This is a genomic window from Helcobacillus massiliensis (assembly GCF_014191425.1).
GTDB lineage: Bacteria > Actinomycetota > Actinomycetes > Actinomycetales > Dermabacteraceae > Helcobacillus > Helcobacillus massiliensis.
Genome location: NZ_JACHWP010000001.1, coordinates 277750 through 294070, shown reverse-complemented (window position 1 = coordinate 294070; position 16321 = coordinate 277750). Strand labels below are relative to the sequence as shown.

Sequence of the window (16321 nt, the reverse complement as noted above, 5' to 3'; positions counted from 1 at the left end):
CGGTATGGATCGCACACCCTATGAACTTGTCAAACAAGCCGCGGACTCCTCGTCCGTGGAGAACCAGCCTACCACCAGCCGGGAGGACCGGCCAGGCATTATTCGCCACAGGCGAACTGCGGCGCCCGTCGGCCTCCCGCCGCGGTTTCCGGTGGCGGCAGCGCCGATATCTCAGCCGCCGAGCTTCTCCCGATGACGCATCGCGCGCTGCGCTTCGCGGTTGTCCTGCTTCTCCCGCAGGGTCTGCCGCTTGTCCCATTCCTTCTTGCCGCGCGCCAGCGCCACCTTCACCTTGGCGTGCGAGCCGAGGAAGTACAGCTCCAGGGGAACGATCGTGTGCCCCTTCTCGCGGGTCTTGCCCATGAGCTTGAGGATCTCCGACTTGTGCATGAGCAGTTTGCGCTTGCGGCGCGCTGCGTGGTTGGTCCACGTGCCCTTCACGTACGGGGCGATGTGGACGTGCTCCATCCACATCTCGCCGCCATCGATGTAGCAGAACCCGTCGACCAGGGAGGCTCCGCGGTCGCGCAGGGACTTCACTTCGGTGCCGGTCAGGACGATGCCCGCTTCCCACGTCGCATCGATGTGGTAGTCGTGCAGGGCCCGCTTGTTGGAGGAGATCAGCACCTTCTTGCGCTCGGGGGCGTCGCCTCCAGGGCGCTTGCCGGACTTCGAGGCCTTCGTGCTCACGATGCTCACTCCTGTTCGAAACGATGGGGCCCGACGGATGCGGGCCCCACATTGTTGCACGCACCGCAGCGGTGGTGCGAAGGATTTTCGCGTCCGGCTCAACCCAGCCTGCGTGCCGGCGGCGCAGCCGACGGGATCAGCCGATGAACCTGAGGGGGTCCACGGGGGTGCCGTCGAGACGGGTTTCGAAGTGCAGGTGCGGGCCGGTGGAGTTGCCGGTGTTGCCGGACAGCGCCACCAGCTGGCCCTTCTTGACAGTCTGTCCTGGGGAGACGCGGAAGGCTGACAAGTGCAGGTAGCGAGTCACGAGCAGCTGCCCGTTGTACAGGCCGTGGCTGATCTCCAGCACGTTGCCGCCACCGCCGCTGAAGCCGGTGCGCAGCACCTTGCCGTCGGCCATGGCGCGCACGGGGCTGCCGCTCGGGAGGCCCCAGTCCTGGCCGGCGTGCAGCTTGCGGGTGTGGAAGATCGGGTGGACGCGGTAGCCGAACTTCGAGGTCATGACGCCGTCGGACGGCTTCATGAACTGTCCGCTGGTGGTGACGGTGTCCGTGTAGGTGGAGGACAGGGTGTCCTTCTCCCCCGCGCCGCGGCGGCGCGAAGCCTCACGGCGAGCAGCGGCGAGCTGCTCCTCACGCTCCTTCTTCTCCAGGCGCTCCAGCTCCGCATTCAGCTGCGCGGACTGCTTGTTCAGCTCCCGCTCGCGCTTCTTGAAGCGGGTCTTCTCCGTCTCCAGAGTCTGCTTCTGCTTCTTCTGCTGGGAGTAGAGCTCGTCCAGTCCCTTCTTGGCGCTGGCGGCATCGGACTCCGCCTTCTTGCGCGCCTTGACCGCGGCGGCGGACTTCTTCTTCAGATCCGCGATCTCGGTGCGGACAGCACTGAGGCGGTCAGCGGCATTGACGTTCTGGGCCTGGTCGGTGCGCTTGCCGACCAGTTCGCGGCCCTGCGACTGCAGGGTCAGCTTGTAGTTCATGGAACGGTCGACGGTGTTCTGCGGATCACCGGAGCCCACGAACACGGACGCGGCGCTCGGCATCCCCGAGCCCTTGTAGGCGTCCAGGGACAGTTCGGCCATTTCGGCGTCTCCGGCGGCGATCTCCTCCTTGCCGGAGGCGACCTTCTTCTGCAGCTCCTTCTCCTCCTTCTGCGCGGCGGCGAGGCGCGAGGCGAGCGCGTCGTCCTCCTTCTGCGCCTGCGCGAGGGCGGTCCGGGCGTCGTCCAGGCGGGACTGCGCCTCGGGGATCTGCAGCTCCGTCTGCGCGAGTTCGAGATAGGTGTCGGCGAGCTGCTGATCCACGCCGTCGAGGTCTTGGCGCATGCGGGCGAGTTCGGAGTCGACGCTCTCCTTCTCCCGCTGCTTGTCCTTCTTGCCGTTGTCGGCGTAGGAGACGGGCGAGGTGGACAGCAGCACCGTGCCCAGTCCGCACACGAGGGCGGAACCGGTGACGGAGCGGAGCAGGGTTCGACGGGACGGCAGACCGGTCATGCGATCACACCTTCAGGTAGCGGTTGAGCGAGACCACGGAGGACCCGATGGCCATGAGTGCGCCGAGCAGGATCAGGATGGGCGCGATCCAGATGATGTCGCCGCTGCCGATCTGCACGATGGAGTCGCCGAGGGTGGAGCGCAGCCACCCGTCGACCAGGAAGTTGAAGCCGAGCGCAAGGATGCCGCTGGCGAGGATGCCGCCGATGATGGCGGCGACCGCGCCCTCGAGCAGGAACGGCAGGCGGATGAACAGGTTGGAGGCACCCACCAGGCGCATGATTGCGATCTCGCGGCGACGGTTCACCACGGACATGCGGATCGTGGTGGCGATCAGCAGCACGGCGGCGATCAGCATGATGACCGCCAGGCCGACCGCGAGCAGGGTGGACTGGTTGAGGGCGTTGATGAACGGTTCGTACACCGCGAGGAGGTCGGACACTTCGTCCACGCCGGTCCTGCCCTGGAAGAAGTCCACGACCGCCTGGGAGCGCTGGGAGTCCTTCAGGGTGATGTGGAAGCTCACCGGCATGTCCTTCTCGGTGAAGTCCTGCGCGAACGCTTCACCGCTGAACTGCTCCTGGTAGATCGCGAGCGCTTCCTTGGGGCTGCGCTCCTTCACGCTGGCGATGTACGGGGAGAGGACGTCGCCGCTGAGGGCGTCACGGGTCTCCTTCAGCTGCGCGTCGGTGGCGGCGCCGCCGGAGCAGGAGGCGGTGGTGGAGTGCGGGGAGCACATGTAGATGGTGATCTGGGAGTTCTGCACCAGGGTCTGGCGCATCTCCATGATCTGCTTCTGCATGGCGATGCCGGCGCCCACGAAGGACAGGGACACGGCGGTCACGATGATCACGGAGATGACCATTGCGATGTTCCGCCACAGTCCGATGAAGCTCTCGGAGAGGACGTAGCGTGCTCTCATCGGGCGCCCTCCTCGCTGCTGTGGACGGGCTCGTCGAAGCCGGCTTCGCCGTAGCCGTCGTCATCGAACGCGGTGTCGACGTCGCCGATCTTCTCCTCCTCGGGGAAGTAGTCCTCGAGGTTGGGGGCGGGCGCTGCTGTGGATCCCGTCGGCCCGCCGTCGCGCAGATCGGGGCCGACGGGCGCGTCGTCCTCATCGCGGGTCAGCAACGGATCGTCCGGGTGCCCCGACTCGTCGGCGCGGGTCTGGGTGACGGGGCGGGACCCGTCGGCCTCCTCCGCCGCGCCGGAACCTGCGGTGCGGGCGGGCTCGGACATGCTCTCGGTGGGGGTGTCCTGGTCGGCGTCGCGGCCGAGGGCTTCCCGTGCGGCGGTTTCGCGAGCGGCCGCGGTGGCGGCGCGGTCACGGTCTGCCTGCGTGCCGACGGGTTCGCCGAGCTCGTTGAGCGGCATGCTCGAGGTGTAGCCGCCGCCGACCTCATCGCGGACCACGACTCCCCCGACGAGCTCCACCACGCGGCGCTTCATGCGGTCCACCGCGGAGCGGTCGTGCGTGGCCATCAGCACGGTGGTGCCGTTGTCGTTGATCTCGGTGAGCAGCTCCATGATGCCTTCGGCGGTCTGCGGGTCGAGGTTGCCGGTGGGCTCATCGGCCAGCAGGATGCGGGGGCGGTTCACGTAGGCGCGGGCGATGGCGACGCGCTGCTGCTCACCACCGGAGAGCTCATGCGGCATGCGGTGGCCCTTGTCCTCCAGGCCCACCATCTCCAGCATCTCCGGCACGAGACGGCGGGACGCGGAGCGGGGCGTGCCGATCACGTGCAGCGCGAACTCGATGTTCTGGTACGCGGTCTTCGTGGGCAGCAGGCGAAAGTCCTGGAACACCATGCCGATGTCGCGGCGCAGCTTCGGCACCTTCCACGACGGGATCCTCGACAGGTCCTTGCCGGCCACGAAGATGCTGCCGGAGGACGGGGTCGTCTCCTTCAGGATGAGGCGCATCATGGTGGACTTGCCGGAGCCGGAGGCGCCCACCAGGAATGCGAACTCGCCGCGCTCGAACTCGATGGTGAGTCGATCGAGCGCGGGCTCTGCGGTTCTCTGGTACGCCTTGGTGACGTCGTCGAAGCGGATCACGCGTGTCCTTCTGTCGCTGCGGAGGTGTCAGTGGGTCGGGTCACGGGTCCACCGGGGCTGGGCCCGGTCAGTCCTCGCTGGTGCCCTGGCCGACTCGCCAGCGGATGCCGGCTTCGAGGAAGCCGTCGATCTCGCCGTCGAACACTGACTGCGGGTTGCCCTCGGAGTACTCGGTGCGCAGGTCCTTCACCATCTGGTACGGGTTCAGCACGTAGGAGCGCATCTGGTCGCCCCAGCTCGCCTTCACATCGCCGGCGAGCTCCTTGCGCTTGGCGTCCTCCTCCTGCTTCTTCACCAGCAGCAGACGCGACTGCATGACGCGCAGGGCGGCCGCACGGTTCTGGATCTGCGACTTCTCATCCTGCATCGACACCACGATGCCGGTGGGGATGTGCGTCATGCGGACTGCGGAGTCCGTGGTGTTGACGCTCTGCCCACCGGGTCCGGAGGAGCGGAACACGTCCACCTTCAGCTCGTTCTCGGGGATCTCGATGGAGTCGGTGGACTCGATCAGCGGGATCACCTCGACCGCGGCGAAGGAGGTCTGGCGGCGGCCCTGGTTGTCGAACGGAGAGATGCGCACCAGGCGGTGCGTGCCGCCCTCCACCGACAGGGTGCCGTAGGCGTACGGGGCGTCAACTTCGAAGGTCACGGACTTCAGCCCTGCCTCTTCGGCGTAGGACGTGTCCATCACCTTGGTGGGGTAGCCGCGGTGCTCTGCCCAGCGCAGGTACATGCGCATGAGGATCTCCGCGAAGTCAGCGGCGTCCACACCACCGGCGCCGGCGCGGATGGTGATGACGGCGGAGCGCTCGTCGTACTCACCGGAGAGGAGGGTGCGCACTTCGAGCTCTTCAAGGGTCTTGCGGATGGAGGCGAGCTCCTTCTCCGCCTCGTGGCGTGCGTCCGAGTCGTTCTCCTCCTCGGCGAGCTCCACCATGATCTCGAGGTCGTCGATGCGGGACTCGAGGTCGTTGATGCGGCGGAACTCGGCCTGCGCGTGCGACATCTGCGACGTCACCTTCTGGGCGGACTCGGGGTCATCCCACAGGTCAGGCGCTGCGGCCTGCTCCTCGAGGACCGCGATCCGCTTCTTCAGCGCGTCCATATCGGTGACCTTCTCGATCGAGGTCAGCGTGGCGCGCAGGGCAGGGATTTCGGCAGAAAAGTCAACACTCACGATTTCCATCCTAGATCAGGCAGTCCCATCGGTCAGCGAAGGGGACGGTGAGTCTGGACGCACTCCCCCACCCGGTCAGCCAACACCGCGGCAGGGCGACCAGGTCAGAACGAATGCGCTTCGGACTCCACGCGCAGAGTCACCGGCGCATCGAGGCCGCGCGAGATCCACCCCACCAGCGGCGGGTAGGTCTCGGCGACCATACGCACCGTGACGTCACCGCTGGGATGCACCTCAACCGACTCCACCTCGACTCTGCCGAGACTCCCGCCACCGGCCGGATAGGACGCCAAGTAGTCCTCCACGGCCTGCTCCGCACTGTCCTGCGAGATCAGCTTCGACCTGGTCTGCCCCGGAGCGCGATAGCCCGCGTTGAATGCCTCCACCGCATCCTCATCCACAGCCGCGGCCGCCGACAGCGCAGCACCGTCAGCCATGGCCTGCACCCGATTGCGGTCCAGCTCCACGCCTGTGATCGCGGCACCGAACGCAATGACCATCAGGACGATGACCATCACCCCGATCGTGAGGACCGACGTATTCCCCCGTTCTTCCCGGAGCGCGGCGACCAGACGTGTTCGTGACGTCCAGCGGGGCCGGATCATCCGACTGGGCCGGGTCATCCGCGGTCCTCCCTGTGCTCATCGACAACGAGGGAATGCTCAGCGGAGACCGTGACCGGCCCGCCGTTCAGTCCGAGGTGACCGAGTCCGGGCAACGGTACGGGGATCTCAACCCGCGTGGTCACGGTCGTTCCCGGGGCGGAGCACCGCGGGGACGAACAGTCGACCGAGACGGCATCCCGCGTGAGCTCGACCCCGTAGTCCTCACGGGCCGACTGAACGATCAGCGCCACTGCGCGATCTGCAGCTTCAGGATCTTCGTGCCCGGTGATGGACCGGGTGGTGTGGACCGCCGTGCTTGTGGCCGCGAACGATGCGTTCTGCATCGCCCCGAGCCACAGGATCAGATAGGCCAGCGGGATCAGGAGAATGACGGCCGTACCGATGAACTCAACGGCTGCAGATCCTCGCTCGCTGCGCAGTCGTCGGCCGATGGGCGCTGCCGCGCGCACCGCCCGCTTCACAGCGAGTCCTCGTCCACCGCGTGACCCTCCACGACCAGTCCCCCGCGCGGCCCGATGAAGCCCACGAGCGGCAGGTCCGCCCGGACCCGAACCGTGATCATCCCATCGGCCGTGCGGTCAGCGCTGACTTCGGGGTCGACCAGGGAATGGAAGCGTCGATCAGCGATCGCATAGGTGCGGTTCGTGCCGTCCTCCACGCCGTTGCCGTACAGGCTTGCGTGGTGGGCGCCCTGGACCGCTGCATCGATCAGACCATTGCGGACGTAGACGAACAGGGCCAGCTGCGTCAGCGTCAGGGCCAGGCCCACGACCAGCACCATCACCAGCGGAAACTCGGCGATGATGCTGCCGCGCTCCTCCCGCAGGCGGGAGGGCAGCCGCGCAGAGAACCGTGGCAGCGGTCGCAGCAGAGGGCGGGGCATGAGGATCAGCCGAACTGGGCGATCGCCTGGTTGAACAGCCCGATCAGGGCGTCACTCGCAACTGCCCATAGGGCAACAACAATGCCTGCGGTCATAAGAGTGATGAGGACCCAGCCGGGCACGTCACCACGGTCGCTGCGCAGCGCTTCTGCGACGCGACCGGCGAGGCGCCGCAGACGCTCCGGTCGGCGGGTCTGAGCAGTGATGCGGGTGTCCTTCATGGGATTGACTCCTTAGTTCGTTTGAGTGATTGAGGACGGAGGGGACCGGTTCAGGTCACAGGGAAATGGAAAGGACGGACAGGCCGGGGAAGATGGCGAACACGATGACCATCGGCATCAGCAGGAACACAACGGGAATCAGCATCCAGATCTCGCGCTTGCCCGCTGTCTCCATCAGGTCGCGGCGTCCGGCGTCGCGGGCGTCCTGCGCCTGAGCGCGCAGCACATCCGCCAGCGGCGTACCGCGTTCGATCGCAACGGTGACGCCGTCGGTGAACCGGGTGATGGTCTCCAAGGAGGTGCGCCGCCCCAGCTGTCGGAACGCGTCCTCCACTGTCGCGCCGGCGCGGATATCCGCCACGGTCCGGCCGAGCTCGTGCGCGAGCGGCCCGGTCGTTGTTCGACTGACCCGTTCCATAGCGGCGACCGTGCCCTCACCGGCAGCGACCGCGAGCGCGAGCAGGTCCGCGACCGTGGGGAACTCCCGGGCGAGCTGCTCGGATCGCCTCTGGATCTGCATGGACAGCCATTTGTCGCGGGCGAGGGCACCGAGGACGGTCATCACGAGCACGAGGATCAGCATCGGGACAGCACCCGCGTCACGCAGGGTGATGAGCAGGATCGCCGAGATCAGCGCCACCGTGAATGCGGCGACCGCCCACAGTGCCTGTTCGGCGCGGAAGGCGTCGGCGGAGTCCTCGCGGCCCGCCAGGCGGAGCCGACGGGTGATCTCCTCCTCCGAACCGAACCAGCGGGCTGTGAGCCGCGCCGCCGACCGGACCGGCGGCAGGATGTTGCGGCGCAGGAACGGGTGGGAGGACAGGGCGTGCTCGTAGGCGGCGAAGCCTCCGCGGCGCTGACTGCGGCGAACGTACGGGTCGATGCGACGGTGCACCGCGCGCGGCCGTGTCCACGGATTGTGCAGGAGCACGAGCACGCTGCCCACCCCGAAGGCTGCACCGATGACCGCGCCGAGGACCGCGGGGCTCATGCGAGCGTCCTCTGGTCGTGCGGGAGGCGTCCGATGCGGACCATCAGGCGATAGGCAGCAATGCTGACCACCGCTCCCCCGGCGATCAGTGCCGCCCCGGCCGGAGTGTCGTACGCCTCGGCGGCTTCGGGGCGCATCACCATCATGGCGAGGACCGCCCACGGCGCCACGAGAGCGAGCCGAGCACCGTTCACGGTCCAACTCTGTCGGGCTTCGAGTTCGGAGCGGACTCGGGCGTCATCACGGAGGAACTGGGCGAGTGTGCGCAGCAGCGCGCCGAGGTCCGTGCCGCCCACATCCCGCGTGATCCGCAGGGCCTCCACAATGCGGTCACCGACGGGGTCGGCGAGGCGCATCTTCAACCGGTCCAGGCAGTGCCCGAAGTCACCAGTCGCCTGATAGTCGCGGGCGAAGTCGGAGAAGCTGTCGCGCAACGGCTCCGGGCCGTGCTCGGCGAGCTGTGCCAGCGCCTCCGGCAGCGACATTCCCGCCCGGACAGCGGAGTTCACGTGCTCGATCAGATCCGGCCACACGTCCTTCAAGGAGTCCCGCCGCTTCTGCGCCAGCATCCGCACGATCGCGATGGGTGCGGTGAGGGCGAGCGCGCCAGCGGCGATGCTCGGCACCATGGCAGTGGTCGCTCCGAGAGCGATGAGGAAGACGAGGCCGGCGAGCAGGACCGACACCGCCGCGAGGTGGATCGGCTCCACTCGCAGCAGGCCGATCCGCGTCAGGTCGTCGCTGAGGCGCTGCGCCGCGCGGCTGCGGGCGCGCCGCTTGGGGCTGCGCTCGTCCTCCCATGCGGACATGAAGATCAGCAGCGCCCCCATGCCGAGCACTGCTCCGAGGATGATTCCCTTCACTGCCATCAGGCGGCCCCCAGCAGTTCGCCGAGGTCTTGCCCCGCTCGTGCGAAGCGGTCCCGGTGAGGCGGGAACCCGTCGGCCCGGATCAGCCGACCATCGCGGGTCTCGAAGATCTTCTCGATCTCCACTACGCCCTCCTCCACGCGTCCCGGCACGGCCGCGATCTCACGGATGCGGCGGCGCCCGTCGGGCATCAGGTCCTGGTGAACCACCAGGTCGATGGCGGATGCAACGGTGGGGATCACGAAGCCGCCCGCAACGTTCTCCCCAGCCAGCAGAGGCAGCGTGCAGAGCTTTCCGATCGCGTCGCGAGCCGAGTTGGCGTGGATGCTGGCCATGCCGGGCAGGCCGGAGTTGAGGGCGATGAGCATGTCCAGCGATTCCGCTTCGCGCACTTCGCCGACGATGATGCGGTCCGGCCTCATCCGCAGGGTCTCCTTCACAAGGCGGCGCATGCTGATCTCGCCCGTGCCCTCCAGGCTCGCCTGACGGGTCTGCATCGCCACCACATCGCGCACCCGGATGTCGAGCTCGAAGACCTCTTCGATGGTGATGACGCGCTCGCGGGGACGGACGGCTGCTCCCAGACAGTTCAACGTGGTGGTCTTGCCTGCGCTGGTGCTGCCGGAGACGAGGATGTTCAGGCCGGCTTTGACAGCGGCGTCGAGGAACCGGGCCGCCTGGTCCGTGAGAGTGCCGAGCTGAACGAGATCGCTGAGGCTGTGCGCACGGGCGATGAACTTTCGGATGTTGACGCTGATGTGCTGCCGGGTGACGTGCGGGATGACGGCATGGAGGCGGGATCCGTCCGGCAGGAGGGCGTCCACGAACGGGGTGGAGAGGTCGATGCGGCGACCTGAGGAGGCGAGCATGCGCTCCACCAGGCCGCGGACCTGGGAGTCGGACAGCACCAACGGGGTCAGTTCGGCGACGCCGAGGCGGCTGACGAACACCTCCGTTGGGGAGTTGATCCAGATCTCTTCGACGGTGGGGTCGTCGAGGAACGGCTGGAGGGGGCCGAAGCCGCCGATGCGGGCCGCGACATCGGAGACGACCGATTCGGGATCGCGCACGGTCGGCACTTCCCCGCGGGCTGCGCGGGCTTCGTAGTCCGCGAACACTTCGCGGATCAGGGCTTCGAGGGCGTCCGATCCGGTCTCGATCCCCCGCATGCGGATGCTGTCGCGTGATTCCGCTTCGATGATGGCAACGGCGTCCACAGGCCACTCCTCGTTGAATCGACTGTGATCCACATAACCAGACTGCGCGAAGGATCGGGCAGGATTCGGACTTCTTGTGGATAACGTTTCGGGCATGAAGATCACGGAATGATCACGACAGGCCGCCCGCGCTCCAGGGCCGACGGGCTCCGAATCGCTACGATGATCTGGATCGACACCACAATGGAGGCATCCCCCATGGCCAAGAACTCCGCCGCTGAGGACGGGAAGAAGGTCCGCCTGTCCTCGTCCGAATGGAAGTACGCAGCCAAGCGCACTCTTCCCGAATTCACCCGAACCGGCAGCACCGACCTCGCCGCTTCCCTCACCTACTACACGGTCCTCGCCATCGCGCCGGCGCTCGTGGCCGTGTTCTCGCTGACCGCTCTCCTGCTCAAGGGCTACAAGGAGGAGGTCGCCAAGGCCATCAAGGACATGATCATGACCTCCGGTGTGGGCTCCGGCACGGAGGTGGGGCCGGCGATCGACTCCACTCTCGACAGCCTGATGTCCTCCAGCTCCGGAGGCACGGTCGCTCTGATCCTCGGCATCCTGATCGCGCTCTGGTCCGCCTCGGCGTTCGTCAAGGCGTTCTCACGCGTCTCCAACGACATCTACAACGTGGAGGAGACCCGCGGCTTCGTGAAGCTCGCCGGGTCCATGTACCTCGTCACCGTGGTCGTCGTGGTCGGCGCCCTGGTCGCGCTCGCCTCCCTGCTGCTCAGCCAGGGCCTGATCGACTCCCTCCTCGGACCGATCTTCAAGGCGATCGGCATGACCGACACCTTCACCTTCCTGTCCGGCACCTTCATGCCGATCTGGGCGTGGGTGAAGTGGCCGGTCATCCTGGTGCTGCTGTTCGCCATCGTGTCGCTGCTGTACTGGGCCGCTCCGAACCTGAAGCGCCCCTACCGCCCCGTCTCCCCCGGCGGCATCTTCGCCATCATCGGCATCGCCCTGGCCGTGGTCGCCCTGTCCATCTACATGGCCACCGCCGGCAGCTACTCCAGCTACGGCGCCATCGGTGGTGTCATGGCTGTGCTGTTCGCGCTCTGGGTGATCAACATTGTGCTGATCCTCGGCGCCGTGTTCGATGCGGAGTACGAGCGCGCGAAGGAGCTCGCTGCCGGTCACGCCGCTGAGGACGACTTCCCGCTGGAGAAGCGCGGCGAGGACACCCCGACCAAGGCGGACAAGAAGCACGAGAAGCTCGTGGACGAAGCCCGCGACCTGCGCCTGGAGAACATGCGCAACGCCCCGGAGACCAGCAAGGGCGGTCGCTTCCCCGGTCACCAGGTGACCGAGGGCTCCACCGCCGCCGAACCGGAGAACTGAGGAGACCGGCGCCGTGTGCGGACGCTTCGCCTTCCATCAGGAGATCGACGCCCTCGTCGATGACCTCGATGCAGTGGACCTGACCGACGGGGCCCTCACCTCCCGGTTCAACATCCCGCCCACGGCGCCGATCCACATCGTCACCGAATCCGTCGACCGCGACACCGGCGAACTGGTGCGGGCCCTGCGCATTGCACGCTGGGGCCTGCTGCCGCCGTTTGCGAAGGACGAAGCGTTCTCGTCCAAGACGTTCAACGCGCGCGCCGAATCCCTCGCCGACAAGCCCTCGTTCCGCGGCAGTCTGAAGTCGCGGCGGGCGATCATTCCCGTCAGCGGGTACTACGAGTGGACGCCCGTGGAGGGGCAGAAGCGCAAACAGGCGAACATGATCCGCCGCGCCGATCACCGGCCGATGCTGATGGCCGGCCTCGTCGCCTGGTGGAAGGGCGAAGGGAAGAACGAGGGCCCTGCCGCCTACGACGACGGCGAATGGCTGCTGACCGCCACCATCATCACTGCCGAAGCAGAGGGCTCCATGGCCCAGATCCACTCGCGGATCCCCGTCATCCTCACCCGCGACGGTGCGAAGGAATGGCTGAAGCAGGACTCCTTCGAAACCGGGCGCGAAGCCCATGACTGGATCAACACGCAGGCGCCGCGCGTGCCCAACGGCGACCTCGAGGTGTACGCGGTGGACCCGGCGGTGGGGAATGTGCAGGCGCAGGGCCCGCACCTGATGGATCCCGTGTGAGCCCCCAGCACGAGCCCAGAGCCTCAGCCGAAGGGGGGCGACGGAGCCCTCACCCGCCTGGCTGCCGGTGAGCTCTCAGCCGTCCAGGCCCTGGCGGTCCGGACGGCACTGCGGCTTCAGCAGGATTATGAACACGGCGACCGCCAGGACCGTGACCACCACGGCGGGCGCCAGCATCGCCGCCTTGAACATGGACGCACCGATCAGCGCCTGGAACAGCTGCCAGGTGATGCCGTAGGACACGCCGTACCGGCCGCGGCGCAGCAGCGACACCGCCGCCAGGACCAGCAGTGCCGCGAAGACCGTCAGCACCACCGCCAGACCGAACGCCACGGTGGGGATCCCGTCGGCCTCTGTGCGGAGGTTCAAGACCGCGAACACGGCGGTGCCCAGCAGCAGGACCGCCTCCAGCACCAGCAGTGACGCACCGACCACCCGGAGGCGCTCCGGCCGCCCCTCGAGGCCCTGCCCCTCGCTGTCGACAGGAGAACGGGACGCGGACGCGCGGGTGCGGGAGCGATCAGAAGCGGTCATAGGGCCAACTGTATCGCCGGTCCCGTCGGCCTCGGAGCCCACCGGGCCGAGGTGCCCAACCGCGGACGAGGCGGTGTGGGAAGCATTACGGCACCTTCGCGACATAGACCCTTGTGAGCGGCGCCGGGACGGGGAACAATTGATGCACATCCGCCTGTTTCACCGCGTCACTGCGGAGGAACCGGCAGCGGGATGCTCCCTCGGAGCCCCGCCGCCAGCGGAACCGATGCGAACCAGTAAGCCTGCTCGGCAAAGAATGCCGCAGGGAGCCGCCGCCCGGCGCTTCTCCTGCGGTCTGAGAAAGAGAGAGTGACGATGGACTGGCGCCACCGCGCGGCATGCCTCACCGAGGATCCGGAACTGTTCTTCCCCATTGGAAACACGGGGCCGGCGATCACCCAGATCCAGGAGGCGAAAGCCGTCTGCCAGCGCTGCGAGGTCATGAACGTCTGCCTCAAGTTCGCTCTGGAGACCGGCCAGGACGCCGGCGTCTGGGGCGGCCTGTCGGAGGACGAGCGCCGCTCCCTCAAGCGCCGCAACGCACGCGCCCGTCGCGCGAGCTGACATCCACCAGGCGGCCCGCCGCCTGCAGAGGAGCCCGCTGATCAGCACGATCAGCGGGCTTCTCTGCGTCCGGGGTCAGACCGTCACCGCAGCAGGCGATCACACGGTCACAGAAGCAGCAGATCAGACGATCACGGGATCCAGGTACACCTCGATGGTGGCGCGGGTGCCCGCATCCGGACGGTTCTGCCAGGACAGCACCCCGCCCAGCTCCCCCTCCACGAGGTTCTGGGCGATGGTGGTGCCGAGACCATCTGGCTTGCCGGCCATCCCCGCGCCGTCATCGTCCACATGGATCTTCAGGTGGGAACCGGTGCGCTCCACCACGACCTCCAGGGTGCCGCCGGAGCGGGCGAGACCGTGCTCCACCGCGTTCATCGCCAGTTCCGTCACCACCAGGGCCAGCGGCGTCGCCTCCTCCGCGCGGATCACCCCGACCTTGCCGCGGCGCTCCGTGCGCACAGTGGCGGGACCGTGAGCACCGCCGTCCGCACTGGGCGCTGAGACTGTTGCCGCCGCGGCGTCCACCGCAAGGCGCAGGCATCGGTCGATGATGTCGTCGAAGAACACGGTCTCCTCACTGCCCTGCAGCAGCGACTCGTGCACCAGCGCGATCGTGGAGACGCGGCGCATCGCCTCCAGCAGCGCCTCCTTCGCCTCCTCCGACTTCATGCGACGCGACTGCAGCCGCAGCAGCGCGGCCACAGTCTGCAGGTTGTTCTTCACGCGGTGGTGCACCTCGCGGATCGTGGCATCGCGGGTCATCAGTTCGCGTTCGCGGCGGCGCAGCTCGGTCACATCGCGCACCAGGAGGATCGCCCCGATGCGCGTGTCGCCCTGCTTCAGCGGGACGGCGCGCAGCGAGAGCGTGCTGCCGCGGCCCTGCATATCGGCGCGCCAGGCTGCTCGGCCCATCAGCACGAGGGGCAGCGATTCGTCCACGGCAGCGCGGGAACGCAGCATGTCGGTGGCGTGTTCGGCGAGGGACTCCCCCGTCAGGTCACCGTCGATGCCGAAGCGGTGGAATGCGGACAGCGCGTTCGGGGAGCACCACAGCACCCGTCCAGAGGCGTCGAGGGACACCAGGCCGTCCTGCACGCGCGGCGCGCCGCGGCGAGGCGGCACCGGAGCGCCGAGGATCGGGAAGGACCCCTCACTCAGCATCACCAGCAGGCGCATGCCGAGTCGTCGCATCTCCGCTTCGGTGGTGCCCAGGTGGCCCGTCTGGAACGAGGTGAAGGACTCAACGGACAGCAGGGCGATGATCTCTCCGCCGGTGCAGACGGGGGCGAACATCACCGATGCGGTGCGCTCGTCCCGCTCCACGGTCCACTCCTGGGTGGAGACCGTGGAGCTCTCGAACGCGTCGGCCATCTGGGGCCAGTCCGCAGGGGCGTAGCGGTTGCCGACGGGGTCGTCGTAGTACACGGTGGTGCCGTTGCCGGGCCGCGTGTGACCCACGGCCACCATGGTGTCCTTCCCGCCGATGTCGCGGCGGATCCACAGGACGAGGTCAGCGCCCATGAGGTCGGCGACCACCTGCCAGTCCCCCAGCACGAGCTGCAGCCACTGCGCGCCCGTCTGCTCGGATTCGGAATCGGCGTTGAAGAACTTCGACAGTGCTGTGGGCATGGTCTGAGCCTACCGCCCGCACCTCCGGGGCCGGGCGCGGCACCGGGCCGGCTGAGATCAGGGCCGGCTGAGTTCAGGGCCGACGGGGTCACGGCTCCCAGCGCTCGGCCTGCGCAGACCGGTAGGCTCCAGCCGAACACCGCTCCCCGCCTGACTGCCGCCCCGCTGCGGCACGTGGCCGGGGCGGCCCGACACGACCCGGAGGTTCCCCATGCTGCCGTTCAATGAGACCATCGAGTTCTCCCAATCGCCGGAGGCCGTCGCCGCGATGTACGCCGACCCCCAGTACGCCGAGATCCGGAAGCAGGAACTGACCGCTGACTGGGCGACCGCGTACGTCAACGGCACCCCGGAGGCCGGCTTCACCACGACGACCGAGTTTGCGATGCCCACCGATCGCGCCCCGCAGATGGTGCAGTCGGTGATCGGCTCCTCCGTCACCGTTCACGAGGCGCAGACCTGGGAGGCCGCCGGTGCGGACGGCCGGCGTGAGGGCCGTGCCGAGATCACGGTGAAGGGCACGCCTGCGGTCGTCAGCGCCCACTACCGTCTGGAGCCGTCGGCCGGAGGCTCGGTGCTGACGGTGACCGGAGAGCTGAGCGCGCAGGTGCCGCTGGTCGGCAAGCGGATCGAAAAGGCGGCGGAGCCGTACGTGGCGCAGGTGTTCGGCGTGGAGCAGCGCGCGGCGCAGCGCTACTTCGCGGAGCGGGAGGACTGACCGGGCCCAGCCCGTGGAGTGATCGGACGACCGGCGCTGCGCCGACCGGATGCCTCCACCGGGCCACCGTCTGCCGGGCCGTCGCCGGCCGGGCGGTCTCGGTCAGGTGGCGTCAGTCGCCCGCGCCGCTGGCGTAGGCGAACGCCTCCGCCGTCTCCGAGGGGTCGAACCAGAGCACGTCCGGGGCGAACTCGTCGGCGAGGGCCTCCGCCGCGGTGAGTTCGCTGACGTGCAGGGCACGGATGCGGACCGGCTCGTCGGCGGTGAGCCGCCGGGCATGGTCTCCGTTGTCCCCCGCCTCGGCGGGTGCGGCGTCATCGGGCACATCCACGGCGGCGATGACCACGCGTGTGTGCGCGGCGGCGCCGGTGGCGCCGTGCGCGGTGACGAGGACGGCCTCCTGGACGGCATCGAGATCGAGCTGCTCCGCCTCGTCAGCGGTGACGTCCTTCGCGATGCTGGGGTCCACGCCCCACACGAGCGTGCCGGCGGCGATCACGGGTGCGGAGTCGGGGGCGGCGGAAAGCGGAACGAAGATGCGCACGGGACCTCCTGTTGACGACGCC

19 protein-coding genes are annotated in these 16321 nt (G+C 68.1%); 4 read left to right on the top strand and 15 right to left on the bottom strand.

Features of this window, described 5'->3' with window-relative positions:
- Positions 1-171: 171 nt before the first annotated feature.
- From smpB to FHX50_RS01275, 12 genes are all read right to left on the bottom strand, one after another.
- The gene (gene smpB, locus FHX50_RS01330; RefSeq protein WP_183373740.1) at positions 172-690 is read right to left on the bottom strand and encodes an SsrA-binding protein SmpB; all 519 of its coding nucleotides are present in this window, start codon (positions 688-690) and stop codon (positions 172-174) included.
- Between the two features lie 136 nt (positions 691-826).
- Positions 827-2176 carry a M23 family metallopeptidase gene (locus tag FHX50_RS01325; protein WP_183373738.1) on the bottom strand — a complete coding sequence of 450 codons (1350 nt, stop codon included), beginning with the start codon at positions 2174-2176 and terminating at the stop codon, positions 827-829.
- A 4-nt stretch (positions 2177-2180) separates the two neighbouring features.
- Positions 2181-3098, bottom strand: coding sequence for a permease-like cell division protein FtsX (ftsX, locus tag FHX50_RS01320; RefSeq protein WP_183373736.1), 918 nt, complete (start codon positions 3096-3098; stop codon positions 2181-2183).
- Positions 3095-4234 (bottom strand): cell division ATP-binding protein FtsE, encoded by a 1140-nt coding sequence (ftsE, locus tag FHX50_RS01315; protein ID WP_183373734.1) that lies wholly within the window; start codon positions 4232-4234, stop codon positions 3095-3097. Before ftsE ends, ftsX begins: the two co-directional genes overlap by 4 nt.
- A gap of 67 nt (positions 4235-4301) precedes the next feature.
- Positions 4302-5423, bottom strand: coding sequence for a peptide chain release factor 2 (gene prfB, locus FHX50_RS01310; protein ID WP_221187075.1), 1122 nt, complete (start codon positions 5421-5423; stop codon positions 4302-4304).
- A 95-nt stretch (positions 5424-5518) separates the two neighbouring features.
- Positions 5519-6019, bottom strand: coding sequence for a pilus assembly protein TadG-related protein (locus FHX50_RS01305; RefSeq protein ID WP_259923363.1), 501 nt, complete (start codon positions 6017-6019; stop codon positions 5519-5521).
- A 14-nt stretch (positions 6020-6033) separates the two neighbouring features.
- Complete coding sequence (locus FHX50_RS01300; RefSeq protein WP_183373730.1) at positions 6034-6501, bottom strand: hypothetical protein; 468 nt, start codon at positions 6499-6501, stop codon at positions 6034-6036.
- A complete protein-coding gene (locus tag FHX50_RS01295) occupies positions 6498-6923 on the bottom strand; it encodes a pilus assembly protein (protein ID WP_221187074.1) in 426 nt (141 codons plus the stop codon). The genes FHX50_RS01300 and FHX50_RS01295 overlap by 4 nt, the downstream gene beginning before the upstream one ends.
- A 5-nt stretch (positions 6924-6928) precedes the next feature.
- Positions 6929-7144, bottom strand: a complete 216-nt coding sequence (locus FHX50_RS01290) for a hypothetical protein (protein WP_183375415.1) — start codon at positions 7142-7144, stop codon at positions 6929-6931.
- Between the two features lie 55 nt (positions 7145-7199).
- On the bottom strand, positions 7200-8135 hold the full coding sequence (locus FHX50_RS01285) for a type II secretion system F family protein (protein ID WP_183373728.1): 936 nt from the start codon (positions 8133-8135) through the stop codon (positions 7200-7202).
- Positions 8132-9004 carry a type II secretion system F family protein gene (locus FHX50_RS01280; protein ID WP_183373719.1) on the bottom strand — a complete coding sequence of 291 codons (873 nt, stop codon included), beginning with the start codon at positions 9002-9004 and terminating at the stop codon, positions 8132-8134. Before FHX50_RS01280 ends, FHX50_RS01285 begins: the two co-directional genes overlap by 4 nt.
- Positions 9004-10221, bottom strand: a complete 1218-nt coding sequence (locus FHX50_RS01275) for a TadA family conjugal transfer-associated ATPase (protein ID WP_183373711.1) — start codon at positions 10219-10221, stop codon at positions 9004-9006. Before FHX50_RS01275 ends, FHX50_RS01280 begins: the two co-directional genes overlap by 1 nt.
- A 198-nt stretch (positions 10222-10419) precedes the next feature.
- Between FHX50_RS01275 and FHX50_RS01270 the strand changes: the two genes are divergently transcribed.
- Both FHX50_RS01270 and FHX50_RS01265 read left to right on the top strand, forming a co-directional pair.
- Positions 10420-11556: a YihY/virulence factor BrkB family protein gene (locus tag FHX50_RS01270; protein WP_183373709.1), complete on the top strand. Its 1137-nt coding sequence runs from the start codon at positions 10420-10422 to the stop codon at positions 11554-11556.
- 13 nt (positions 11557-11569) lie between these two features.
- Positions 11570-12307, top strand: a complete 738-nt coding sequence (locus FHX50_RS01265) for an SOS response-associated peptidase (RefSeq protein ID WP_183373707.1) — start codon at positions 11570-11572, stop codon at positions 12305-12307.
- Positions 12308-12382: 75 nt separating this feature from the next.
- Here FHX50_RS01265 and FHX50_RS01260 read toward each other — a convergent pair whose 3' ends face one another.
- Positions 12383-12841, bottom strand: coding sequence for a hypothetical protein (locus tag FHX50_RS01260; RefSeq protein WP_183373705.1), 459 nt, complete (start codon positions 12839-12841; stop codon positions 12383-12385).
- Between the two features lie 315 nt (positions 12842-13156).
- Between FHX50_RS01260 and FHX50_RS01255 the strand changes: the two genes are divergently transcribed.
- Positions 13157-13405, top strand: a complete 249-nt coding sequence (locus FHX50_RS01255; protein ID WP_183373703.1) for a WhiB family transcriptional regulator — start codon at positions 13157-13159, stop codon at positions 13403-13405.
- A 123-nt stretch (positions 13406-13528) separates the two neighbouring features.
- Here FHX50_RS01255 and FHX50_RS01250 read toward each other — a convergent pair whose 3' ends face one another.
- Positions 13529-15037, bottom strand: coding sequence for a sensor histidine kinase (locus FHX50_RS01250; RefSeq protein ID WP_183373701.1), 1509 nt, complete (start codon positions 15035-15037; stop codon positions 13529-13531).
- Between the two features lie 211 nt (positions 15038-15248).
- Between FHX50_RS01250 and FHX50_RS01245 the strand changes: the two genes are divergently transcribed.
- A complete protein-coding gene (locus FHX50_RS01245; protein WP_183373699.1) occupies positions 15249-15755 on the top strand; it encodes a DUF2505 domain-containing protein in 507 nt (168 codons plus the stop codon).
- A gap of 112 nt (positions 15756-15867) precedes the next feature.
- On the opposite strand, the gene FHX50_RS01240 is transcribed toward FHX50_RS01245, so the two are convergent.
- The gene (locus FHX50_RS01240; protein WP_183373697.1) at positions 15868-16299 is read right to left on the bottom strand and encodes a hypothetical protein; all 432 of its coding nucleotides are present in this window, start codon (positions 16297-16299) and stop codon (positions 15868-15870) included.
- Positions 16300-16321: the final 22 nt, after the last annotated feature.

Excerpts from the sequence above, each read along its gene's own strand:
- FHX50_RS01325 (WP_183373738.1), bottom strand. The coding sequence starts at position 2,176 with ATGACCGGTCTGCCGTCCCGTCGAACCCTGCTCCGCTCCGTCACCGGT.
- ftsX (WP_183373736.1), bottom strand. The coding sequence starts at position 3,098 with ATGAGAGCACGCTACGTCCTCTCCGAGAGCTTCATCGGACTGTGGCGG.
- prfB (WP_221187075.1), bottom strand. The coding sequence starts at position 5,423 with ATGGAAATCGTGAGTGTTGACTTTTCTGCCGAAATCCCTGCCCTGCGC.
- FHX50_RS01305 (WP_259923363.1), bottom strand. The coding sequence starts at position 6,019 with ATGATCCGGCCCCGCTGGACGTCACGAACACGTCTGGTCGCCGCGCTC.
- FHX50_RS01295 (WP_221187074.1), bottom strand. The coding sequence starts at position 6,923 with ATGCCCCGCCCTCTGCTGCGACCGCTGCCACGGTTCTCTGCGCGGCTG.
- FHX50_RS01290 (WP_183375415.1), bottom strand. The coding sequence starts at position 7,144 with ATGAAGGACACCCGCATCACTGCTCAGACCCGCCGACCGGAGCGTCTG.
- FHX50_RS01285 (WP_183373728.1), bottom strand. The coding sequence starts at position 8,135 with ATGAGCCCCGCGGTCCTCGGCGCGGTCATCGGTGCAGCCTTCGGGGTG.
- FHX50_RS01280 (WP_183373719.1), bottom strand. The coding sequence starts at position 9,004 with ATGGCAGTGAAGGGAATCATCCTCGGAGCAGTGCTCGGCATGGGGGCG.
- FHX50_RS01270 (WP_183373709.1), top strand. The coding sequence starts at position 10,420 with ATGGCCAAGAACTCCGCCGCTGAGGACGGGAAGAAGGTCCGCCTGTCC.
- FHX50_RS01260 (WP_183373705.1), bottom strand. The coding sequence starts at position 12,841 with ATGACCGCTTCTGATCGCTCCCGCACCCGCGCGTCCGCGTCCCGTTCT.
- FHX50_RS01255 (WP_183373703.1), top strand. The coding sequence starts at position 13,157 with ATGGACTGGCGCCACCGCGCGGCATGCCTCACCGAGGATCCGGAACTG.
- FHX50_RS01250 (WP_183373701.1), bottom strand. The coding sequence starts at position 15,037 with ATGCCCACAGCACTGTCGAAGTTCTTCAACGCCGATTCCGAATCCGAG.
- FHX50_RS01245 (WP_183373699.1), top strand. The coding sequence starts at position 15,249 with ATGCTGCCGTTCAATGAGACCATCGAGTTCTCCCAATCGCCGGAGGCC.